We start from the raw sequence: 22,684 nt of genomic DNA on the forward strand, positions 1-22,684 counted from the left end.
CTTAAAAGAAGGAAGTTTAATGGTTAATCAAACTTCTCATATTTATTTTCAGTCATTGATTTTTTGCCAAAGCAATGATTTTGTTTTGGTAAACCCCTTTGGTTTTTGAGCCGTCTTGAATTTTAAAACACGCTCGCTCACCTACTTGAATTTGTGGAATGCCTTTAGGAAAATCATATATCTTTTTCTCACCTGCAATATCAAGCGTAATATTTGTCCCCTCGCCTCCACCACCAACTCTTGTTGGAGTTACATTTTTGGGATTATAATTGTGATAATGCAATACTTGTCCACATACCACACTGATTTTAAGGTTATCCATTTGTTCATTTTTTAATTGTTGATGCCCAACCGTACAAGTTGCCATACCAAAAACCACAAGCAAAATTGGACTGCGATACAATAACTTTTTAGACCAATGAACTGTTGGATTGTTGGATTGTTGTGCCAAAATGGACATTATGACAACCAAAACAATGCCAAAAACCACCAATAAAATACCAATCAGTTTTATCATAGTTTATGGATGATACATCAATCAAACTTCTGCGTGGTAACTCGTCCTGTGTCATTGATATGGTCAATATTTGCCATATCTTGTTTGTCCTTTTCAAGTACTGCTTGCAAGTCTTTACGCCCTGCAAAAATCCGCCCAGACGACTGAGCTGGCACTTTGCCTGTGGGGTCGGTATGCAGGTCATCAATGCTAGTAAAGGCGGTAATACTCGCCAAATCAAAATCGGCAGGACGAGACAGAATACGGGGTTTTTTGCCTCGTTTGTCGGCAGGCGACCAGTTCATCGCCCCAAGTTTCATCTCATAGACAAGCCCAACAAACAAAATGGCGATAAAGACAAAGGCGGTCGCAAACCCCACCCAACCCACTTCTCGCACGCTCACCGAATAGGCGTACAAATACAAGGCTTCTAAGTCAAAAATCACAAAGAAAATCGCCACAAGGTAGAATTTGGCAGACAAGCGAATGCGAGCAGAACCTGCTGGTAGCACGCCTGCTTCAAAGTTTTCTTGTTTTTGAGAACTGCTTGAGTGCCCACCAAGCAAACGTGGCACGACAAGCATAAAGACGACAAGCCCTAGACTGGCAAGTAGATAGACAATGGCTGACCATTCGGCTGGCATAAATCACCCCATGTGATTTTATGAAAGTAGATTATAATAAAGTATCCGCTAATCCTAACAGATTAGCCTTACAATTATAGCATATTTTGTAAAATTATTTAAATAAAAAATAACCACGTCAGTCATTGGATAAATTTGGCATTTTCACAAAAAACACCGCCAACATGACGATGTTTTTTGGCTTGGGTTGTTATCGCAAAAACGCACGGGCATTACGGAACAGTCGCATCCATGCCCCGTCTTTGTCCCACTCGTTCGGTTTCCATGAGTGATTGACCGCACGTAGTGTCCGCTCTGGATGTGGCATCATGAGTGTTACTCGCCCATCATTACTACAAATGCCTGTAATGCCTTGGGGTGAGCCGTTAGGGTTTAGGGGATAATGCTCGGTGGGTCGCCCTTGACTGTCTACATAGCGTAAGGCAATCTGACCGCTATTTTCTAACTCAAAAATCGCCTTGTCATCAAGGTTGGCAAAGCCTTCGCCATGTGCCACTGCAATCGGCAAAATACTGTCTTGCATACCCTTTAACAGCACTGATTTGGTACGCTCTACACGCACATTGACGGTGCGAGCCTCAAAACGTGCTGATACGTTGGTGCTAAATCGTGGGAAATGCTCCGCCCCAACCATCAAGCCTTTGAGCTGACTCATCATCTGACAGCCGTTGCACACGCCCAAAGCAAAGGTTTCAGGACGATGGAAAAATCTGGCGAACATCATGGACAACTCTTCGTGGTGTAACACACTATTTGCCCAACCCGAGCCTGCCCCTAACACGTCGCCATAACTAAATCCGCCACAGGCTACTAGCCCATCAACATCACGCAGATTGACACGTCCACTCATAAGGTCGCTCATGTGCACATCAAGTGCGTCAAAGCCTGCCAGTTTAAAGCCTGCCGCCATCTCCAAATGCCCATTTACGCCCTGTTCACGCAAGATGGCAACTTTAGGTTGGCTGGTGCGAGCATTGACATACGGAGCTTCTACGGCTTGATTTAGGTCGTAATTTGCCTGTGCAATTAAGCCTTGATGGTCAATGTCATTGATAAGTGCAAACTCTTGGTCAGCACAAATAGGGTTATCACGCAAGCGAGCGATGGCATGACTCACTTTTGTCCATGTTGCCTGCAGTTCACTTCGCATGAATTCCAAGTCATCTGTTGGCATCTGGATACTTAAAATATCTTGGTCAGCACCACCTGCTGGGGTTTCAAAGACTTGACCGATGTCTGTGAGCATATCTGCCACGCCCATTTTTTCGGCTAAATCTTCAAATTCTAGTGTATGTTCGGGCAAGACTTGTACCACCGCCCCCAATTCTTCGGCAAATAATTCACCTAAGGTATTAGCACTTTCTAATGATAAGTTAATTGCCACACGAGCGGTAAACTGCATCTCCGCCACTGTTGCAATCAAACCACCATCAGAGATATCATGATAAGCATTGATAAGCCCTTGATGATTGGCACTTTGGATAAAATCAAAAAAGCGTCTTAAATCATCAGCATTATCCACATCAGGACAATCATCGCCAAGCTGACCCAGTGTTTGGGCAAGGATAGAGCCACCTAGACGGAATTTACCTTTTGACAAGTCAAGGCGATACAGACGACTATCAATATTGATAAGCTCAGGCGTTAATGTCTTATTGACGTCTTGAACAGGGGCAAAGCCTGTGATGACGAGACTCATGGGCGACACCACCGCCTTGTCCACACCATTATCTTGCCAACCGGCACGCATGGATAAGCTATCCTTACCCACAGGAATGGCAATGCCTAAGGCAGGACATAACTCTTCACCCACCGCATGAACGGCATCATACAACGCCACATCTTCTCTGTCCTCACCACACGCCGCCATCCAGTTGGCAGATAGTGTAATGTCTGATATCTTGGCGATATTGGCACTGGCTAAGTTGGTAACCGCCTCGCCCACCGCTAGGCGTGCTGACGCTTTGGGGCTGATGAGTGCCACAGGCGTACGCTCGCCCATCGCCATCGCTTCGCCCGTATCGGCAAGCAGTCCTGTCATCGTCACCGCACAGTCCGCCACAGGCACTTGATAACGCCCCACATACTGCTCACGCACCACCATGCCCGTGATAGAACGGTCGCCGATACTAATCAAAAATGATTTGCTTGCCACGGTCGGATGTCTTAGCACATCTCGAACAGCACTGGCAATGTCTAGCTCATCGACATTTAGGGTTGTTAGCTGAACATTTTGGCGACGTACCGAACGCTTCATCTTGGGCGTACCACCCAGTAGCACTTGCATGGGCATGTCCACGGGTTGCTCTGGCAGTAGCTCGTCATTGACTTTAAGCTGACGTACATCGGTTGCCACGCCCAGTATGGCAAAAGGACAGCGCTCACGCTCACAAATTTGAGTAAATAACTCCTCGTCCTTAGGGTCAATGGCAAGCACATAGCGTTCTTGGGCTTCATTTGACCAAATTGCCATAGGCGACATGCCACGCTCTAACGATGGCACTTTTCTAAGCTCTAACACCGCCCCAAGCTCATGGTCATCCACCAGCTCTGGCATGGCGTTAGACAACCCGCCTGCCCCCACATCATGAATGGAGACAATGGGGTTATGCTCCGCCCCCATCGCCCAGCAGGTATCAATCACCTCTTGGCAACGGCGTTCCATCTCGGCATTATCACGCTGTACACTGGCAAAGTCTAGCCCTTCATCTAGGCTACCACTGTCCACTGAGCTTGCCGCCCCACCGCCCAGACCGATTTGCATGGCAGGGCCCCCAAGCACAATGAGCAAATCACCTTGCTTGATGGCATTTTTTTGCACCAAATCACGTTTGATGTTTCCATAACCACCGGCAATCATGATCGGCTTATGATAACCACGCATTTGACTGCCGTCCTGCATGGCACTGGTATCAAGCTGAAAACTTCTAAAATACCCCGTCAAGTTAGGGCGACCAAACTCATTACTAAACGCCGCACTGCCTAGCGGAGCGTGAGTCATGATTTCTAGGGCAGATGCCATGCGTTCTGGCTTGCCGTATGCTTTGGTCTGAGTCTCCCATTTTTCGGGCATCTCTGGCAAGTGCAAATGCGACACGCTAAATCCCGCCAAACCTGCTTTTGGCTTACCGCCACGCCCTGTCGCCCCTTCGTCTCGTATCTCACCACCCGAGCCTGTCGCCGCCCCTGCATAGGGAGCAATGGCGGTTGGGTGATTGTGCGTTTCTACTTTCATCAAGATATCAACAGGCTCTTCATGAAAGCCGTATTCATGCACGCCATCGCTATTTTTATTGACATAAAACCGCTCAGCAGTAAAACCCTCCATGACCGCCGCATTGTCTTTATAAGCAGACAAAATCCCCTCAGGCGATGATTCATGGGTGTTTTTAATCATTTTAAATAATGATTTGTCTTGTTTTTTACCATCAATTGTCCATTCGGCATTAAAAATCTTATGACGGCAATGCTCACTGTTGGCTTGGGCGAACATCATCAGCTCCACATCAGTGGGGTTACGAGCTAAGATGTTAAAATGCTTGACCAAATAATCCATGTCCTCATCAGACAGGGCAAAGCCAAATTCACGATTTGCCTGCACCAATGCCGAACGCCCCTTACCCATGACATCAATGCGGTTTAGGCTTGCTGGGGTCTCATCACGAAATAGCACCTTCACCGCCGACAAATCATAGCTTAGGCTTTGGGTCATGCGGTCATGTAATACTTGCTCGGCAACACTTGGCAATTTAGATGGCAAATCCTTACCCGCTAAGGTAAATAATATCACTCGCTCCACACGCCCAGTGGCAATCCCACAATTATTAAAAATATCCGTTGCCTTAGACGCCCACGGACTAATCGTGCCAAAACGTGGCGATACCACCACTTGTCGCTCGCCTGCTTGGGCGACATCTTCCTCAAACTCTAAGCCGTCATTTAATAAGCTCAACGCTTTTTGGCGTTCATCAGCCGTCAAATAACTTGGGAATACATAAATCTGCTGTGATTTGATGGCACTGATATTCAAGCGAGCTTTGGTATTTAGCTCTTTGATGAGTGCGTCTGTTTGAAACTGGGTTAAAAACGGCTTGCCAGCGATGGTCATCATGGTGATAATTCCCCATTTTTGATTTGGATTGGTTGGATTGGGCAAAAAAATAAACCCTTATTTTAACAGATTTTCACTTAAATTTCCTTATTTAGCCATCATTTTGGCAAAATTTTCTTGAAAAATTTGGGACATTGATAATGCCTAACATTTAGGCATTTTGGCAAATTTCGCATTGACATCATGACAAATGATACTTCCCCACCTAGCCCTTGCCCAAAAACTTTGATTTTTTTGCCATAAAAATGCTAAAATAGCCTAAATTGTAACCCATTAAAACTATGACCACAACGCCCACCCCCACCAAGTCCGCCCAAACTAATGTTTGGTACAAAAACTACATGGTCATCGTGTTCGTCATCGGACTACCGCTTATCGTGGTGATTGGCTGTATTTTCTTTATCATTCACGCCTTTAAAATCAAAGACTCGCCGGTGCGTGATGATTGGTACATGGACGGCAAAAGCCTCTACCAAGATGCCTCCAAAGATAAGCTCGCCCATGATTTGGGCTTATCAGGGGTTATGCGATTAGACGGCACGCCCGATGATTATGCCGTGCGATTTGAATTAAAATCCGCCCAAGCCATGAGCTATCCTGCCACGCTCAATGTCAAAGTCTCACACGCCACCGACAAAGCCAAAGACCGTGATTTTGTGCTGACCTACCAAAGCGACAATCTATATACCGGCAAATTCACCCTTGACCCCCTGCCTGCCAAATACTATCTTGACATCAGCAATGATGACCACAGTACTGCCAAGATAGAAGCTGGTTCATGGCGACTGACCCACAGCCAAAAACTGCCTGCCCAAAACGTGGCGTTTTTGCCTTTGACTGCCTTTGATGATGAGCGTCAAGTCCTGCCCGACCAACGAGACAAACGTCACCAACAGCACGCTCCCGATACCGTGCCACCATCCGCCCAATAGTCATTGGCAAAATCCATAAGAAACCAAGATGACAAACATCAGCGGTCAAACCTATGAGCCATTGACCGCTTTTCATGTCAAATGGCTTGCCATGCTATTCATGACCGCCGACCATGTGGCATGGCGGTTTTTGGATTATGATACGCATTCATCAGAGATGTTACACTTTGTGGGGCGGGCGGTGGCTCCACTCATGTGTTATTTGCTCGTGGTCGGCTTTTATCATACGCATGACATCAAGGGCTATGCCAAACGGTTGGGGCTGTTTGCCCTTATCTCACAATTGCCCTTTTGGTTGTTTAATATTGGCATTGCTCATACTGCCCTGCTTTGGCAAGGGGTTTCTTTTGATGACTGGGTGGTACTGACCCCTTTCATAGGCGGTAACGTGCTGTTTTCGCTCTTATTATCGCTCATTGCTTTGATGATTCGACACCATAAATCTTTTCACCTTTGGCAAAAGGCAATCCTTATCGTCCTGCTCTATCCCATCATCAGTCTGTGTGATTATGGTTTTGCCATGATTTATATGACGTTATTGTTTGATTATTTTTATAAAAATAAACCCAACCATCTTATCATCGCTTATCTCTTATCCTTGCCTATCATCTATATGCTCATCTATGGCTTTAACACCACCGTGGGGCTTGGCTATATGCATTTTGGCATGATATTGACCGCCCTTATCATCCATGGTTTTAATGGACAAAAAGGCTCTGACTTTGGCGGTCGCTATCTGTTTTATTGGTTCTATCCTGTGCATTTATTAGTCATTGCTATGGTGGAATATTTGCTTTTGGATTATGTTAAATAAATTATCAATGTCAAAAAACACAACTCAAAGATTATGCTTTTAATTTATAACATTTAAAAGAATAAAAATTACTCTACTCTTTTAGGGCGTGCCTACCATTGATAACATTTTTATACAATAAGTTAAAAACCTAACATTTTAAATTAATTTTTGCATGAAAAATGGCCAAATCTTGTGGCTCGAAGTCAAAATCCCTGTTGATACACCCAAGAAACTTTAAAATTACTACAAATACAATGATGTGTGGACGTAGGGGTGTGGTAAATATCAAGTTGGTTGGGTATAGAAGACTCACAGCCTCAAGTTTTTTCCTTGAAAAACGTGCGATTTTTCGTGATTTTCATTGCAAATACCAAAGGCAGGCACGCCCTATACAAGTCATTAATTCACCAAGGACGATTGTAATTTGCCCCCACAATCAAGCCATCCAATAACCAATAAACCACCATTTTAACTTAAAATTAGGGTAATATATGCACATCATCACCCCAAGGAGCTTTTATGAAAAAGCTCACCCGCTGTGTATTATCTGCTGTTTTGCTTAGCTCTCTGCCTGCATTTGCACTAACCATTGCCCCGCCCGTATCAGAAGCAGAAATATACATCGCTTATTTATCGACTCCAAAAAAGTCGTCTTAGAGAGATTGGAAAAATATGGCTTTAAGTACGAGTGCTATATGGATGATGATGTTTTTGGTTGTAGAGTTATACATCCCTATTATTTTACCATGAAAGATAATGTTTTCACCAAAGTCCATTATGACTTCAATCCAAGGTTTTCCTCTATCCAATCAACATCTACCACCTTATCCAAAGATGAGAAAGATGAACTCATTAATGTCCTAAACATGGCAACTGATGACCCACAAATGTCAGAGATCATCATTGACAAGTTGGTTCAAGATTATCACGCAAAAGTCGCCAAGAAAGAAACCATAGAAAAAGGATGGTATGGTTATTCTGTTTATTTTAACTATTATGGTGTAATTATTGAATTGACAGGCAGTGATGAAGAATTTATATATCTTTATGTTAATTAATCCAAAAAAAGAAAAAGGCGTCAGCCATCAGCCACGCCTAGTCTTTGATTTGCAAATTATCATCCATTTGACACATTATCCACGTTTTTATCATCAGCAACGGTCGTGCCTAGCCTGCTCATGCGTCTGTCCATGAGCTGACGGGCAAGGGCTTGCATGTCATCAACACGGTCAATCTCATCAACAATCTCAAGCCCGAGCAAGGTTTCAAGGACATCTTCTAAGCTCACAATACCCTTAACTTCGCCAAACTCCCCCACGACAAGGGCGATGTGCAGTCGCTCTTTTAACATCAAATCAAGCACATCAAACAACTTCATCTTGGCAAAAACAAAAGTAATATCTCGCTTAAAGGCTTTGATGGGTGTGTGAATCTCTTGGTTGGCTTTGGCGATGAGCAGGTCACTTTTTAGCACAAAACCTGTGGCATTATCTAGGTCTTCATCAAAAATGGGAAAACGTGAAAATGGCAATTTGGCATGAACAGCAAATACATCGCCCACCGTCATATTCTCATCAAAGGCAATCATCACCGAGCGTGGCGTAACGATACTCTCCACATGAATCATGCTCAGAGCCAACGAATTTTTGATGATGCGTGTCTCAAGCTCGCTCATCTGTCCTGATACCTCACCTTGATTGGCAAGGGCGATGAATTCATGACGGTTAAACCCGCTCTCGTTGTTGCCCCGAGTAAGTAGGCGAGAGATTTTCTCAGCAAGCCAAACAATCGGAAATAGAATGATATTAATTCCCTTAACATAATACGCCACAGGCACAGCAAAACGTCGCCAATAGGTTGTGCCGAGTGTCTTAGGAATGATTTCTGTACCAATTAAAATCAATACCGTCATGACCGCAGAAAACACACCAAACCATGCACTACCGAACACAACGGTTGCTTGTGCCCCCGCCCCAAGAGACCCCAAAGTGTGGGCAATGGTATTTAGGGTAAGAATTGAAGAAATGGATTTTTCAACATTATGCACCTTGACATCTTCGAGTAGGTTAGCGGTCTTTGGGTCGTGTTCTTTGATGCTGTCAATATAGCTTGGGGTCATGCTAAGCAAAGTCGCCTCAGAGATGGAGCAAATAAATGACGCCACCAAGGATAAAGAGACATAAAAAATAAGCAAGGCAACATTAACACTACCCGCCTGTCCCACACTCTCGCCTGCGGCAGCAAGGACAGTGATGGGTGTGATGGCTAATAAAGAGATAACAATAAGGAAAAATCGCGGTCGGGGCATATAAAGAGTGAGTGACTTAAATTAACCGCTAATATTAAGCCAAAATGATGACAACTGCAAGTATTTTAGGATAAAGTGGACAATTTTATGATGATGAACGTGGTTAGGGTTGGGAGTAGAACGGTATTTTTTGGGAAATTTATAAAATTTTTCAAAGACTTATGTAAAATTTTATAAAATGTGTTTGTTTTATGGTATGATATGCGTATTTTTCGTTTTGGAAATTTAGGAACACTCATGCTACTTTCTATTTTGGCAACCACTGCCCCTGCTCAGCCCAATGCCTTTTTGCAATTATTACCGATGATTGCCATTTTTGCCATTTTTTATTTTCTCATCATTCGCCCCCAGTCCAAGCGTGCCAAAGAACACCGTGCCATGGTCAATGCGTTGGCGGTGGATAATGAAGTGGTTTTTGCTGGCGGTCTGGTCGGTCGTGTCAAAAAAGTTGATGGCGACTATGCGGTCATCGCCCTAAACAACAACACTGATGTCAAAATCCAACGTGCGTCCGTGATTAGCGTATTGCCCAAAGGCACGATTGAAAATATCTAAATTCGGTAATGTTAAAGACGCATTTTAAATAAATGCATTAGGCAAAAGGATAAGCCCTATTTTAACAAGACCAAACAATGATTTAACACTTAAATTATTGTCAATTATTAAAGGGTTTAATGATAATTATTTTTTAAAATAAATTAAACCCACATCATCAACCTTTGTAAAGAAGTCCTTATGCATTACCCTGCTTGGAAATACATACTCATCGCTGTGGTGCTGGTCGTTGCTGGCTTGTACGCCCTGCCCAATCTCTATCCTGACGAACCTGCGGTACAAATCACAGGTGCCAGTGCTGGTACTGAACTGACATCTGACGTGTTGGTACAGTCACAGACTCTGCTCGATAAGGCAGGTTTGGCACATCATGATGGTAGCTTTGCCAATAACAGTGCCTTGATTCGCCTAAATACCGCCGAAGACCAGCTCAAAGCCCAAGAGACCCTCCGCCAAAACCTAGGTGAAAACTACGTTGTGGCACTAAACCTTGCCCAGACTACGCCCGAATGGCTAAAAAATATCGGAGCAAAACCAATGAAGCTGGGTCTGGACTTACGTGGGGGCGTGCGATTCGTCCTAGAAGTGGACATGGATAAAGCGTTAGAACAACGCCTAACGGTTGCCAGCCAAGACGTGCGTCGCAATCTGCGTACCGCCAAAATCGCCGTCAAAAGCCTAAGAACCACCAAAGATGGCATGGTACTGACCTTTAACAGCGACAATGAACGCAACCAAGCCCAAAGTGCCCTGCAAGGGAGCATGATGGACTTCACGCTAAGACCCCTTGCCAGTAATGACGGGGCGGTGCTAGAACTCACTTATACCGAACAAGCCCTAAACCAAATCAACGAGTACGCTGTCGGTCAGAACTTGACCACCCTGCGTAACCGTATCAATGAGCTTGGTGTGGCAGAAGCACTGGTGCAGTCGCAAGGCACCAACCGTATCGTTGTGGAACTACCTGGTGTGCAGGACACCGCCGAAGCCAAGCGTGTACTGGGTCGTACGGCAAACTTAGAGTTTCGCATGGTCAGTGGAGACGCTCATAACTTCACAGGTGGTATCGCCCCTGCTGGTACCGAAGCCTTCCCTTTTGGCACGCTTGATGGTCCACCCGTCTTACTTGACCGCCAAGCCATCGTGACAGGCGACAAAGTCCAAAACGCCCAAGCTGGTGTTGATGAAAATGGTCGCCCACAGGTATCCATCACCCTAGACACAGCAGGTGGTCGCCTCATGCAAAACGCCACTCGCACCAGTGTGGGCAAACAGATGGCGGTGCTATTTATCGAAAATAAACAACGTGTCGGCTATGAGACTGACCCCACCACAGGCGAGACCAAAGAAGTGCGTCAGCCATATAGTGAGACTCGGGTCATCAACCAAGCCACCATTCAGGCAGTATTAGGCTCATCCTTTGTCATCACAGGACTAGATAGCCCTGCCGAAGCTGGCGAGCTTGCCCTACTGCTTCGCTCTGGGGCGTTAGCGGCACCGATGTACTTTGTCGAAGAGCGTACCATTGGTCCATCACTGGGTCAAGATAACATTGATAAAGGTCTTAATGCATCTAAAATTGGCTATCTGCTTGTGTTCTTATGGATGATTGTGTTCTATCGTGCTTGTGGCGTGATTGCCAACATTGCCCTTGCCTTTAATATCATCATGCTAGCGGCGGTAATGTCCATCATCGGCTCATCACTGACCCTGCCTGGTATCGCTGGGGTCGTGCTAACCATGGGTATGGCGGTCGATGCCAACGTGCTGATTTTTGAGCGGATTCGTGAAGAACTTGCCAATGGAGCCAGACCCAAATCCGCCATTGTTGCAGGCTTTGACCGTGCATTTAGCTCTATCTTTGATGGTAACATCACAACATTGCTTGTTGCCTTTATCTTGTTTGCCATCGGTACAGGTCCTGTCAAGGGCTTTGCCATCACGCTTGCGATTGGCATCATTACCTCGCTATTTACCGCCATCATCGTCACTCGTGCCCTGATGCAGTTATGGTATGGCAATCGCAAAAATCTCACCAAAATCAGTATCGGCTAGGAGTAAAAGATGACAGACAATAACGACAATCTTAACACCGCCAGTGAGACTCGCCGTCGTCGTGCCCCACGCCGTGATGGTAAGGGCAGTAATGCCTCTGCCAATGCCAGTCTTAACAATCAAGCCATCATCGCCCCAGCCGATGAGTTTGCCGAAAAAGAAGGCGGGGTCAAACTGCTGGGCAGTAAACGCATTATCCCGTTTATGAAATTAGAAATCCCCATGGTGGTACTCTCTGCCATCTTGGTGATTGCCAGTCTGGTTGCCATCACCACCAAAGGACTAAATCTAGGACTAGACTTCACAGGCGGTATCTCTGCCGATGTGGCATACAGTCAGCCTGTCGAGCAAGCACAGGTTGCTTCTGCCCTAGCTGATAAAGGCTTTAATGATGCGGTCGTACAATATCTCGGCACCCGTCAAGAGCTACTCATTCGCCTGCCACCCCAAGAGAATAAAAACCCCGAAGGTCTAAGCAACGCCCTTAGTGATGCTCTAAACCTGCCTGCCAACCCTGCCAAAGTGGACAACGTCAATATCATCGGCAGTCAAGTGGGCAAAGAAGTCTATACACAGTCGCTCATGGCGTTAGGGTTGGCACTTATCCTAATGATGGTGTACATCTCCATTCGCTTTCAGTTTAAATTGGCAGTGGGGGCAACGCTCGCTCTGTTTCATGACGTGATTGTGGTGTGTGGACTCTTTGCCATCTTTGGTTGGCCGTTTGACTTGACCGTGCTTGCCTCTGTATTGGCATTGATTGGTTATTCGGTAAACGACACCATCGTGGTCTATGACCGTATCCGTGAGAATTTTCGCCGTGTGCGTGGACTACTACCCCGTCAAGTCATTGACCTATCCTTAACCGAAACCCTGCGCCGTACTTGTATGACTTCTGGTACAGTCTTTGTGGTCATCATTGCCTTGCTGTTTTTGGGTGGCGAAGGGTTATTTTGGTTTGCTTTGGCTCAGTTTATCGGCACCATTGCAGGAACGTATTCATCTATCTATGTTGCCAGCTCCATTCCTTTACGTATGGGACTGTCTCGTGAAGATTTTGTGGTACGTGTCAAACCTGAGTTTGAAGAAGAAGTGGTGGTCTTTGCTGATCCCAAACTCCAAAACGCCCAAGATTGATTGCTCAAAAAACCGCTCAACTGATTTTGGGCGGTTTTGTTTTTAGGGAAATATCAATGGATTGGATAAATTGGTATGATACGCATTTGCCATCTTTACACCCCCATTTCACGCTCCACTCGCACCGCCTTAATGCCATTATCGCCCGCCCACGCCAGCACATCTTCTCGTTTTAGGGCGGTTGCCATCATATCGGGAAAGGCATCAGGCGTACAGGCAAAGACAGGACAGTCAAGACTTGCAAAAATCTTGGCAAGGTTTTCATCATAAGACGGTCTGCCATCGTCCGACAGAGCAAGCAAGGTGATGACATTGACGCCTTGTCGTTTGAGGTTAGCAACCCGTGAAATCAGCTCTTTTTCGTTGCCCCCTTCGTATAGGTCAGTGATGAGAATTAGGTGTGTTTGGGCAGGGCGTTCAATCTTGTCGGCACAATACGCCACCGCCTGATTGATGTCCGTACCGCCACCCAGTTGCACGCCAAACAGCACCTGCACAGGGTCGGCAAGGTCGTCCGTCAAATCCAAAATCACCGTATCAAAGCACGCAAGACGAGTTTTGACCGCAGGAATACTTGCCATCACCGCCGCAAAAATGGCACTATACACCACCGAAGTCGCCATAGACCCCGACTGGTCCACGCACAAAATCACTTCATCAAGGTCGGTCATTTTGCGGTTTTGACGCATAAAGCCCACCAAAGTTTCAGGAATCACCGTGTGGTGTTCGGCTTGATAATGACGCAGGTTGGCTTGGATTGTTCGCCCCCAATCAATGTCATTAAAACGGGGACGGTGCGTGCGTTTGGATTTATTGACCGCCCCACGAATGGCTTCGGTGGTTTTGCTTTCTAATTTTTTGAGAAGTTCGTCTACCACCTTTTTAATCACTTGACGGGCGGTGTCGATGGTTTTTTCAGGCATTGCCCCCCGCAAACTCACCAAATCCGCCACCAAATGCACATCAGCTTCCATTGCTGACAAAAATTCAGGTTCAAGGAGCATTTGCTTTAAGCCCAGCCGTTCAAAAGCGTCCTTTTGCACCACCTGCACCACCGAGCTTGGGAAAAATTCACGAATGTCGCCCAGCCACTTGGCGACTTTGGGAGCAGAACGCCCAAGCCCTGCTTTTTTGCCTGCGTCATCATCGCCCGCCCCACCATATAGAGCAGTTAGGGCTTGCGAAAGTCGTCTGTCTTTCTCACTAAGCGAGCCATCATCACCGCCCAAAATCAAATGCCAACGGCGGGATTTTTGTTGTTGCATAATATTATCCATAAAGTTTATTTGTCCTTATCTTTATTTTTAATTTCCAACTCCCTTTTTAAGCCATGTAAATTTTTATGACCCGTACCCTTTGGTTGCGTTTGTCCTTTTTGCAATTTATGAATGCGTTTTCCACGCTCTTTAATCATAATATCAGCATTTAATGATTTTTCCATTAAAGCAAATAAAGCATTAAAGGATTTTAAATCACCTTTTTCTCTTAATTGTTCTAAAATCTGGCTAAATTGCATAAAGTCTGTAATTAAAACCACACCTTCTTGTTGGTTGTAGAACTCTCTGTGTCTATTAAGAGTATTTAACATTTTTTTGGTATTGTTGCTACCCATAAAAACCTCACTTTAAAAGATTGCAGAAAACAAATCCATCAAATATCAAAATATTTTTCTTTACAAGGAGTATATTTTAAATTTTTGATAGATAAAATAGAATTGTATTAATCATTAGCAAATACAACTTTCCATACACCAGTTATACAAACTTAGATTTTTTATTCACCCCAAAATCCCCACCAAATTCGCCAACTGCGTCTCCCAAAGCCCACCAATCTCATCGTGATAAACAAAGACATCATCCGCCCCGCCTGCCCCAAAAATCACATCAAGCAGGCGTTTTTTCTCGGTGCTGTCAAGCCCACTAAACACACGGCGAAACAGGGGCAAATACTGAGTAAAATCCTCCTCATCTAAGGACAAAATCCAGTTTTCTAGGGCATTTAGCAAAGGCTTGTTGTACAAAAGTTGCTCGGTCGCCCCCAGAAAAAACCCTTCAAAAAAACGAGCGGACTGGTTTGCCCCCAGCGAAGGCGACAAAGTTTTTTGTAAAATCAGCCCAAGTACTTCATCGGACAATTCGTCATTTTCATAAAGCAAACGGCAGGCAAGCCCCACCACCTGAAAATGTCCATTATCCACGCTTCCATTTTGAATGCCTGACACCACCTCGCCAAGCGATTGCCACCACACCTCGCCCAAATCATCATTTTGGGTCAGTTTAAGGGCGGTATGCACTTCAAGTACATGGCGATGATAGTCGCTCGCCTCGTCATCGTTGATGTTTTTGATGGCATAGGGCAAACCCACACTCGCCTTGACCGTCAGCTCATAAACCAGCTCGCCCACCTTATCCAGCGATACTTTTCTGGCTGTGCCGTAGCGTTCTAGGTGGATAAGTGGCGACAGGCTTTTTAACAAACTTAGCACATTGTCGGTATGGGTTGCTTGCTCGGATAAGTGTTGAATGCCCGTCATCGCCGACTTATCAAGTCCCGATTCTAGGGCGGTTTGGATATGATTGACCAAGTCGGACAATTCGGTGGCTTGGCTGATTTTTTCCATCAAACGGTTGGCACTTGCCTCAAAAATGGTGTTACCATAGACCAAATTTTCCACCAAAGTTACCGCAAATTCAGGCTCCCAGCAAATCTCCCACCGCTCCCGAAAAGTTCCCCGACTACTCCCCGTGTGGCGTTGCTCGCCCCAGTTCACGCCCAAAATGGCAAGGCGGTGGAGTAGGTGTGATTTTTTAAGTCCAATCTCACTTCGCAAATCCACATCAATCTCTTTGGGGATTGCCTCAGGTTTGAGTTTGGTTTGTTTTTGTAGTCGCTCCAAGTCCTCCAAAAGTGGGGCTAAGGGCAACTCACTCGGCACACTCCCCACCGCCTTGCCAAGCAGTACCTCGCTGGCAATCTGCTCCCACAACAGTCGCTCGCCAAAGCACAAACACGCCACCACCGACTCGGTCAGCTCCTCAAAACCCACCACTCGCCTGCCACGCACCACCGCAAGGCTCATCGCAAGCCGTGTCGCCTCTATCACAGAGGCGGTGGAGATGACCTGCCCTCGCTCTCGCAGGGCATTGGCGATGTGGGTTAGCCAGTTTTCGTGTACATTTGTACTGTTTTCCCACAAATGCTGATACCACATCGGAGCATCTACGCCTGCCCCATAACCAAAACTGGCAAGGCGTGGCATGGTGTAGGGAATCCAAGTGGTTTTGAGTTTTGAGGGGGCAAGTTTTTTGGGTAAATTTTTTAAAAGGGCGGTGTCGGATTTGGCGGTGTGAACTTGTTTTTTGCCGTCCACCACAAGCCCAACTTCATCATCAAGTGCAGGCACATGCCACGCCCCACACACTACCGCCACACAGTCGCCATCGCCCAAGTCTTTGCTATGCCGTCTGATTTCTTGACGCATAAACGCCTCACGCCAGTTTTCGTGTTCATCATTAGGCACACCTGTCTTTTCGTCCAATGCCTTTTCGTCCAGCACCTTTTGGCGTAAGGCTCTCATCATCTGATGAACCGCCCCAAACACCGCCACATCGTCATCAACCGATTGCTCAATGACATCATTCCAAAAACTCTCGCCATCATGATAGCCTGCCAATCTGCCTACCACACCAATAGGGTCAAAGCGTAATTGGCTCAATGTCTCATCGCTTGTTTCATTGTTTGACTGATTATGAAATTCATCATCTGGCTCATCGCTTTTTTCACTTGGCTTGTTTGGCTCGTCCGCCTTATCGCCAACCACACCATCATCGGTCTCTGCCAACTCATCAGCATTTGCTTGTGCTTTTAATTGTTCTAATTTTTCAATTTCAATTGCCAAATTGACCGCCACAGGCAAATCAATAAACGCCACCTCTGCCCCATGCTTGACCGCCCATAGCACCGCTTGGTACTCAGGCGAAAACTTGGCAAAAGGATAATAAAAATGACATTCGGGCATATCAGAAGCATAGGCAAGAAGTGCCACAGGCGGACGCATGTCAGCGTGAGCGAGCAGTGGGAGCAAGTCGGTGCAGTCGCTCGCCCCCTCAATCAAGACCTTTTTGGGTTGTAGGCGGTCAAGGGCGGACAATAGGCGTTTTGCCGAACCCACCCCATGATGACGAATGCCAAAATAATGAATGTTTTTCATCGTTGTCTCTTTTTATTGGTTGAAACCAAATTATCCTTATTTATTGATATTGAACCGTTTTGCCGTTACTTAGTTTGGCAATGACCCGATACTCATCATCACTCTTTGCCACTTTGATTTCTTTGATGTCAATGGTGCCTGCCACCAAGCCATCTTTTAGGTCATGCTCGATGTAGGTTTCAAGATAACCACCATCAAAGGGCGTGAGCGTTTCTTTGTCAAAGACATTGACAAGCAATCTTTCATCAATGACCCTTCTTAGTTGTTTATCACTGCCAACTTCATCTCGCTCCAACAAATACGCCACCGCCACGAGTTTGTCCGAACAAAAGGTTTTGGCGTGTTTGAGTTCACGCCCCTGCCAGTTAATCCGAGCCTTACCCCATTGGTAAATGTCTTGTCTGTCGGTTTTTTGCCATTGACAACCCTCGCCCAGCACCAAGTCATCAGGGCGAATATGGGGGTGCAAACTTGATAATGACGGCGATTTAAAATGGTATCTGCCACCGCCCCATTCGGTCGCTTTTTCGTCCGCCATATTGGCAAAAACGCCATTTAATTCATCGCCATAGTCGTTTGGGGCGACACTTACCGCACTGGTATTTATCGGCTCTATTACCAGCCTTTGCTGATACATCATGCGTTGGGGGTCAGATTTGGGAAAAATGTTGATTTTGATGTGATATTTGCCATCATCAGCCACTTCATAAACATAATCTGCGTGTTTGTTGCTTGGCACGCCCACCCAAAACAGCGAGTTACTACCCAGATTAAATGACTCATAGGCTCGCCATTCGTAACCGTTTTCTAGGTAGCGTGGGGGCAATACCACAGGAAAGGTGTGGTCGTGTGTATAAACAGCGTGCAAGCGTCCGCCTTGATTGCCATAACCCCAAGGGTTGTGCAAGCCTTTTGCCAATCTCACTTCAAGGAGCGTGCTTTTGTCAAAAGGCAAGTTCGCCCAAGATTGCCCTTTTTCCTTAGACAAAGTTGTCTCGCCAGTCCACTGCCTATCCTGCTCCCATTTTTGGTGGGTGTATGTCAAAGGCGGAACAGGCAAAGTGGGTATGGGCGTGGGCTTTGGAGCGGACGCATTGCCCTTGTCTTTTTTGACATCGTCAGCAGGACAAGTAACAAGCGTACACAAAAGCCACAAGAGCGAAACTTTTTCCATCACAATTTCCCATAAGGGTTTTGATTATAGCAGTTCATTCATACTATGATAAAGCTCAGCATAGTCTTTGCGTTTTTTAAGGACGGTCTCCAAATATTCCTCCAAAACCGCCTTATCCTGCACAGGGTCTTTGATAATCGCCCCCAGCATATTTTGGCTGACAATCTCGGGCGACAATCTGCCATTTTCAAACCAATGCGACTGGGACAGACTGCTAACCATCACCGCAATGGCTTCGGCGGTGGAGAGGTTGCCTGTGGGGGTTTTTAGAGCGATTTTACCATCTAAGGTCTCGCCCCCACGCAGTTCACGGAACATCGTGATGACCTTGCCAATCTCCTCGCTGGTGTTGGCAGGGACGGGCAATTCTAGGCTATGACCCATTTCCGCCACTCGCTTGGCAACAATGGCAATCTCCTCATTCATATCATCAGGCAGGGGCAATACCACGACATTAAAACGGCGTTTTAGGGCGGAGGACAGCTCATTGACGCCCTTATCTCGGTTGTTGGCGGTGGCAATGACATTAAAGCCTCGTTTGGCATAGACGGCATCGTTTAGTTCAGCGATTGGCATCATTTTTTCAGAAAGCACGGTAATGAGCGTATCTTGCACATCAGAACCCATACGGGTCAGCTCCTCCAAACGACATAGCGTGCCGTCCTGCATCGCACGAAATAGGGGCGTTGGCACAAGAGCCTCACGGCTTGGACCTTTGGCAAGGAGCTGGGCGTAATTCCAGCCGTAGCGGACTTGGTTTTCGTCTGTGCCTGCGGTGCATTGGATAACCCTTGTACTGTCGCCACAAATCCCTGCCGACAAATGCTCAGAAACCCATGATTTTGCCGTCCCTGGAACGCCAAGCAGAAGTAAGGCTCGGTCGGTTGCCAAAGTTGCCACCGCCGTCTCAATGAGCTTACGGTTGCCGACATATTTTTCGCTAATGACAGTACCATCTGAGGTCGTGCCACCCATCAAATATTTGACAACGGCTTGGGGGGAGAGTTCCCAACCTGTGGGCTTTGGACTGGTGTCGTCTGCTTTTAGGGCGGAGAGTTCGTGGGCGTAAATGACTTCGGCGGGTTGTCTTAAAATTTCAGTCATAGGAATTTCCTTTAAATAAAATGAGTGATATTTTTTTGTAAGGGCAAATTGCAATTTGCCCCTACCAAACATTAATCTTTATTATCCAATAACGCATTTAAATGCAATACAGATAAAACAGGGTCGGTTTTCATAATGCCTAATGTTTCTAAATGAGCAAGGCATTCTTTGGCGGTGTCTTGACCCACAAGTAATCCTAAGGCACGGACTTCTTGGCAAATATGATAATCATCAATATAGCCTGAATTTTTTTCTTGCCATTTTTGAATATTGGCAATCATTTTTTTATAACTGCTACTGATTTGCAATGCTTTGGCACTAATTTGTAATTGATTAGGCATCACACTCAATAAGTCTAAAAAACCCTCGCCCCTAGTAAATAATTTGTCGGCAAATTCTTGACGAAATGACACAGGCAATCTGGCACGCATCTTTTGCCAATACAAAGAGCTGTTTTTGAGCATGATAGGCATGAGCATGGTGGCGACTTTTTGCACCTCCTCATCGCCCAATAATGGCACGGCTCGCTCCAACAGCACAGCATTAACATCATAATAATGATGGTAATTGTTGCCATGTTTAAAATCCCACGCCAGCACAAAATCTAAAAACGACAACTCAAATTTTTTGGCAAGGGCAAATAAATTGACCTTTTTTAAATTTTCAAAATTATTTTGGCGTTTTTTGTTGTTTTTGGTGGCTTTAAAAGAAATGCCATCTCCCGTCATTTCCAATTCATCAAATAAGTCATCGGCAAGTTTATCTTCATTATCAAATTCGCCCAATCTTGCCAATAAAGTTTTGGCAAGTTCTTTGACTTTTTGTGAGCGGTCTTTATGTAAACTTTGTAAAAATGCTTTGTCATCGTCCGATAAATTGATGGACAATACTTCCACCAAATCCAGTCGTTTTTCTGCCACTTCGCTTGGGGCAAAATTGGCAATCAAATCAAGGGCGGTTTTGGGGTCGCTTTGGCGTAGGTTTTTTAATAATTGAATACGCTCAGCAGGATAAAACTCGTCCCAATTATCCGCCGTCAATGACTCATCAGGGGTAGTGGTTTGTTCGCCATTGACCCACGCCAGCCACGCCAAATAAGGGCTTGGTAATTCGCCCTCAAAATTCATACCGTCTGGGTCGTTAAAGTTGGTTTTCATCTGTTTGGGTGGTAGCCAGACGGTCGGTGGCACGCCATAGCCTCGCTTGTAAATAAACATCAAAAGTCGCACCATCGTAAGATAATTATCACGACATTGTTCAAACACCTGCCCCAAAAGTCGCCAAAGATGTTTTGGCAACACAGGCAAATCAAGCTCTGGCAAAGGCTTGGCACGCGTCAGCTCGCCACTTGGGGCGTGGTCGTACATCATCGTCTCATACTGGCTAATGAGCGTGATTTTTCCAAGCGTGGACAACTCATCCCCAAAGGGCAAAGGCTCGCTAATGCCGTCATTGGCAATCATCAATTTGGCATAAAATTGGTCTATTTTTTCTTTATTTATCATAGGATTATAATCCATTATTGAACACCAAAATATGAAAAATACAACAAAACCAATATTGGGCGTAAGGTGCGTATGACGCACCGTTTTGGCTTTGAATTATAATGGCTTTTGTGGTGTCATTGGTGGCATAAACTCAGCACGCCAATAGCCCCCATTTTGTCTGCACACTAAGTAGCTCGCCTGCCCGTCCGTCCCACAAAATAAAGGCAGACTCAATGTCTGATGACAACACAAGCTCGGATAATTCATTGTTTTTTAGCAAAATGGTTTCGCCATCATTGATATACCAAAACCGCCCTCGCTCATCTTTGGCAAGTCGTCCCTTGCCCCCAGCATACAAAAACTCATTGACCCAAGCAAGGTGGGTTAATTGGGTGGCGTAGGCGGTGGCTAATTTTTGTGAACAAAGCATGGGGGTGGGCGGTGGCGTATCGCTGTCCGCCACTTTGACCGCAGGGTCATAATAAGAAGTGCTGGCGTTGATAAATTTGGTCTCCACCGTCTCAAAAAACGCCCGAAACGGCACACGACTGGGATAATAAACAAGCCGTCCCGCCATCACCGAGCCAACCTTGCCTGTGGTGCGTTTAACCCCACCGCTTGGGTGCTGAAAATCTAAAAGCACGGCAGTGGTTGGCGTGGCAATGTCGCTATTTTCGTCCGCCAAATTTTCGTCCGAAAGTCGCACCAAATAAGTGGCATGGCTAATCAGCCCATCTCGGCGTGTCTCCACCTTCTCGCCCACCACCAACCACGCCCCAATCACTGACAGGGGCAAGCCCAAAAGCACGGTTTCTTTGTCCTCAGCTTTGGTAATGATACGGCGGACATCGGGGTCGTCAGGATTTTTTTGCCACGCTTGGCACAACAAATACCACCGCCCAAAATTGGCAAAGGCAACGCTTACCCTATCCGCCTTTGGGGTATTGTGCAGTATAGACGGCAATTCGTCCACCATAGACGATAGCCCGCCTGCTTTGGCATCAACAAGACGGGCTGAAATTTGGCGACTGCGTTCGCTTGCCTTGTCCAAAAACGCCCCCATACCAAGCCGTACTTGGTCATCAAGCCAACCGACAAATTCACTAAGCCCTGCTGTAATTTGAGCATCAGTGGTGGCTTTGACTTTTTCGGCTCGTTTTTTGGCGGATTCGGCTTGTTTTTGAGCCTTTTCGGGGTCAATGGGTGGGGCTTCGTCCGTGTTGTCGGCAAGGGCAATGGATTTTTTGGGTTTAAAGGTGCTGTCTTTTTTTGTGTCGTCTGCGGTGTCGGCTTTGGTCGTTTTACGCCGTCTGCCTAGCCAGTCCGACACCCAGTCGGGCGTGGGGCTTGGGACAAAGGGCGATGGGTCGTCCACATATCGCCACATCAGGGCTAGGGCGTGTTTGCAGGGGAATTTGCGAGACGGGCAGGTGCATTTGTAGCCGATGTCCGACACATCTACCACGACATAATAGGGCTTTGAGCCTGAACCTTGACACTCGCCCCACACGGTGTGCGTGGTCGCACAAGAACCTTGTCCGCTCCATTTGCTTGGGGAGAGGAGTTTTTTGGCGGAGGAGAGAGAGGCTTGGTCGGGGGCGATGTTTTCTATTTTTTGTAAGGTTAAAGTCATGGGAAAATGTCCTTTTTTGGGTATTATAGCACAATTATCATT

Annotated in this window: 18 protein-coding genes; 7 read left to right on the forward strand and 11 right to left on the reverse strand. The window is 46.1% G+C overall.

Features of this window, described 5'->3' with window-relative positions; genetic code table 11:
- Window positions 1-52: 52 nt before the first annotated feature.
- The 3 genes from DX073_RS03135 to purL all read right to left on the reverse strand — a co-directional run bounded on the left by DX073_RS03135 (window position 53) and on the right by purL (window position 5,251).
- Window positions 53-517 (reverse strand): hypothetical protein, encoded by a 465-nt coding sequence (locus DX073_RS03135; protein ID WP_115005433.1) that lies wholly within the window; start codon window positions 515-517, stop codon window positions 53-55.
- A 17-nt stretch (window positions 518-534) separates the two neighbouring features.
- The gene (gene ndhC / locus DX073_RS03140) at window positions 535-1,140 is read right to left on the reverse strand and encodes an NADH-quinone oxidoreductase subunit A (RefSeq protein ID WP_115005435.1); all 606 of its coding nucleotides are present in this window, start codon (window positions 1,138-1,140) and stop codon (window positions 535-537) included.
- A 190-nt stretch (window positions 1,141-1,330) separates the two neighbouring features.
- Window positions 1,331-5,251 (reverse strand): phosphoribosylformylglycinamidine synthase, encoded by a 3,921-nt coding sequence (purL, locus tag DX073_RS03145; RefSeq protein WP_115005437.1) that lies wholly within the window; start codon window positions 5,249-5,251, stop codon window positions 1,331-1,333.
- 281 nt (window positions 5,252-5,532) lie between these two features.
- Here purL and DX073_RS03150 point away from each other — a divergent pair, with 281 nt between their 5' ends.
- The 4 genes from DX073_RS03150 (at window position 5,533) to DX073_RS03160 (ending at window position 8,037) form a co-directional block, all read left to right on the forward strand.
- On the forward strand, window positions 5,533-6,183 hold the full coding sequence (locus DX073_RS03150) for a FixH family protein (RefSeq protein WP_115005439.1): 651 nt from the start codon (window positions 5,533-5,535) through the stop codon (window positions 6,181-6,183).
- Window positions 6,184-6,211: 28 nt separating this feature from the next.
- Entirely contained in the window at window positions 6,212-6,997 is a 786-nt protein-coding gene (locus DX073_RS03155; RefSeq protein ID WP_115005441.1) for a TraX family protein, read from the forward strand.
- A gap of 501 nt (window positions 6,998-7,498) precedes the next feature.
- Complete coding sequence (locus DX073_RS14240) at window positions 7,499-7,636, forward strand: hypothetical protein (protein WP_181814358.1); 138 nt, start codon at window positions 7,499-7,501, stop codon at window positions 7,634-7,636.
- Window positions 7,637-7,674: 38 nt separating this feature from the next.
- Window positions 7,675-8,037: a hypothetical protein gene (locus DX073_RS03160; protein ID WP_115005443.1), complete on the forward strand. Its 363-nt coding sequence runs from the start codon at window positions 7,675-7,677 to the stop codon at window positions 8,035-8,037.
- 59 nt (window positions 8,038-8,096) lie between these two features.
- Here DX073_RS03160 and DX073_RS03165 read toward each other — a convergent pair whose 3' ends face one another.
- Window positions 8,097-9,287 carry a CNNM domain-containing protein gene (locus DX073_RS03165; protein WP_115005445.1) on the reverse strand — a complete coding sequence of 397 codons (1,191 nt, stop codon included), beginning with the start codon at window positions 9,285-9,287 and terminating at the stop codon, window positions 8,097-8,099.
- Window positions 9,288-9,524: 237 nt separating this feature from the next.
- On the opposite strand from DX073_RS03165, the gene yajC reads away from it, so the two are divergent.
- The 3 genes from yajC (at window position 9,525) to secF (ending at window position 13,034) form a co-directional block, all read left to right on the forward strand.
- Entirely contained in the window at window positions 9,525-9,842 is a 318-nt protein-coding gene (gene yajC, locus DX073_RS03170) for a preprotein translocase subunit YajC (protein ID WP_065256559.1), read from the forward strand.
- Between the two features lie 180 nt (window positions 9,843-10,022).
- On the forward strand, window positions 10,023-11,897 hold the full coding sequence (secD, locus tag DX073_RS03175; RefSeq protein ID WP_115005448.1) for a protein translocase subunit SecD: 1,875 nt from the start codon (window positions 10,023-10,025) through the stop codon (window positions 11,895-11,897).
- A gap of 9 nt (window positions 11,898-11,906) precedes the next feature.
- The gene (secF, locus tag DX073_RS03180) at window positions 11,907-13,034 is read left to right on the forward strand and encodes a protein translocase subunit SecF (RefSeq protein WP_115005450.1); all 1,128 of its coding nucleotides are present in this window, start codon (window positions 11,907-11,909) and stop codon (window positions 13,032-13,034) included.
- A 95-nt stretch (window positions 13,035-13,129) separates the two neighbouring features.
- Here the strand turns inward: secF and DX073_RS03185 are convergent, their stop codons facing one another.
- The 7 genes from DX073_RS03185 to DX073_RS03215 form a co-directional block, all read right to left on the reverse strand.
- Complete coding sequence (locus DX073_RS03185) at window positions 13,130-14,299, reverse strand: vWA domain-containing protein (protein WP_115006361.1); 1,170 nt, start codon at window positions 14,297-14,299, stop codon at window positions 13,130-13,132.
- A 17-nt stretch (window positions 14,300-14,316) separates the two neighbouring features.
- A complete protein-coding gene (locus tag DX073_RS03190; protein WP_115005452.1) occupies window positions 14,317-14,646 on the reverse strand; it encodes a hypothetical protein in 330 nt (109 codons plus the stop codon).
- 165 nt (window positions 14,647-14,811) lie between these two features.
- Window positions 14,812-17,244, reverse strand: coding sequence for a DUF5682 family protein (locus tag DX073_RS03195; protein ID WP_115005454.1), 2,433 nt, complete (start codon window positions 17,242-17,244; stop codon window positions 14,812-14,814).
- Window positions 17,245-17,284: 40 nt separating this feature from the next.
- Window positions 17,285-18,418 (reverse strand): hypothetical protein, encoded by a 1,134-nt coding sequence (locus DX073_RS03200; protein ID WP_115005456.1) that lies wholly within the window; start codon window positions 18,416-18,418, stop codon window positions 17,285-17,287.
- Between the two features lie 24 nt (window positions 18,419-18,442).
- On the reverse strand, window positions 18,443-19,522 hold the full coding sequence (locus DX073_RS03205; protein ID WP_115005458.1) for an ATP-binding protein: 1,080 nt from the start codon (window positions 19,520-19,522) through the stop codon (window positions 18,443-18,445).
- Between the two features lie 71 nt (window positions 19,523-19,593).
- Window positions 19,594-21,027: a DUF5691 domain-containing protein gene (locus DX073_RS03210; RefSeq protein ID WP_147279674.1), complete on the reverse strand. Its 1,434-nt coding sequence runs from the start codon at window positions 21,025-21,027 to the stop codon at window positions 19,594-19,596.
- Window positions 21,028-21,160: 133 nt separating this feature from the next.
- Window positions 21,161-22,642 carry an SWIM zinc finger family protein gene (locus DX073_RS03215; protein WP_115005461.1) on the reverse strand — a complete coding sequence of 494 codons (1,482 nt, stop codon included), beginning with the start codon at window positions 22,640-22,642 and terminating at the stop codon, window positions 21,161-21,163.
- Between the last annotated feature and the right edge of the window lie 42 nt (window positions 22,643-22,684).

The sequence above is a fragment of the Moraxella lacunata genome, assembly GCF_900453205.1.
GTDB classification, from domain to species: Bacteria; Pseudomonadota; Gammaproteobacteria; order Pseudomonadales; family Moraxellaceae; genus Moraxella; species Moraxella lacunata_B.

What these genes read in the sequence shown, in the direction of transcription:
- DX073_RS03205 (WP_115005458.1), bottom strand. Translation starts at nt 19,522, where the DNA reads ATGACTGAAATTTTAAGACAACCCGCCGAAGTCATTTACGCCCACGAA.
- yajC (WP_065256559.1), top strand. Translation starts at nt 9,525, where the DNA reads ATGCTACTTTCTATTTTGGCAACCACTGCCCCTGCTCAGCCCAATGCC.
- DX073_RS03200 (WP_115005456.1), bottom strand. Translation starts at nt 18,418, where the DNA reads ATGGAAAAAGTTTCGCTCTTGTGGCTTTTGTGTACGCTTGTTACTTGT.
- DX073_RS03165 (WP_115005445.1), bottom strand. Translation starts at nt 9,287, where the DNA reads ATGCCCCGACCGCGATTTTTCCTTATTGTTATCTCTTTATTAGCCATC.
- DX073_RS03155 (WP_115005441.1), top strand. Translation starts at nt 6,212, where the DNA reads ATGACAAACATCAGCGGTCAAACCTATGAGCCATTGACCGCTTTTCAT.
- purL (WP_115005437.1), bottom strand. Translation starts at nt 5,251, where the DNA reads ATGATGACCATCGCTGGCAAGCCGTTTTTAACCCAGTTTCAAACAGAC.
- secF (WP_115005450.1), top strand. Translation starts at nt 11,907, where the DNA reads ATGACAGACAATAACGACAATCTTAACACCGCCAGTGAGACTCGCCGT.
- DX073_RS14240 (WP_181814358.1), top strand. Translation starts at nt 7,499, where the DNA reads ATGAAAAAGCTCACCCGCTGTGTATTATCTGCTGTTTTGCTTAGCTCT.
- DX073_RS03150 (WP_115005439.1), top strand. Translation starts at nt 5,533, where the DNA reads ATGACCACAACGCCCACCCCCACCAAGTCCGCCCAAACTAATGTTTGG.
- secD (WP_115005448.1), top strand. Translation starts at nt 10,023, where the DNA reads ATGCATTACCCTGCTTGGAAATACATACTCATCGCTGTGGTGCTGGTC.
- DX073_RS03210 (WP_147279674.1), bottom strand. Translation starts at nt 21,027, where the DNA reads ATGATAAATAAAGAAAAAATAGACCAATTTTATGCCAAATTGATGATT.
- DX073_RS03190 (WP_115005452.1), bottom strand. Translation starts at nt 14,646, where the DNA reads ATGGGTAGCAACAATACCAAAAAAATGTTAAATACTCTTAATAGACAC.
- DX073_RS03215 (WP_115005461.1), bottom strand. Translation starts at nt 22,642, where the DNA reads ATGACTTTAACCTTACAAAAAATAGAAAACATCGCCCCCGACCAAGCC.
- DX073_RS03185 (WP_115006361.1), bottom strand. Translation starts at nt 14,299, where the DNA reads ATGCAACAACAAAAATCCCGCCGTTGGCATTTGATTTTGGGCGGTGAT.
- DX073_RS03135 (WP_115005433.1), bottom strand. Translation starts at nt 517, where the DNA reads ATGATAAAACTGATTGGTATTTTATTGGTGGTTTTTGGCATTGTTTTG.
- ndhC (WP_115005435.1), bottom strand. Translation starts at nt 1,140, where the DNA reads ATGCCAGCCGAATGGTCAGCCATTGTCTATCTACTTGCCAGTCTAGGG.
- DX073_RS03160 (WP_115005443.1), top strand. Translation starts at nt 7,675, where the DNA reads ATGGATGATGATGTTTTTGGTTGTAGAGTTATACATCCCTATTATTTT.
- DX073_RS03195 (WP_115005454.1), bottom strand. Translation starts at nt 17,244, where the DNA reads ATGAAAAACATTCATTATTTTGGCATTCGTCATCATGGGGTGGGTTCG.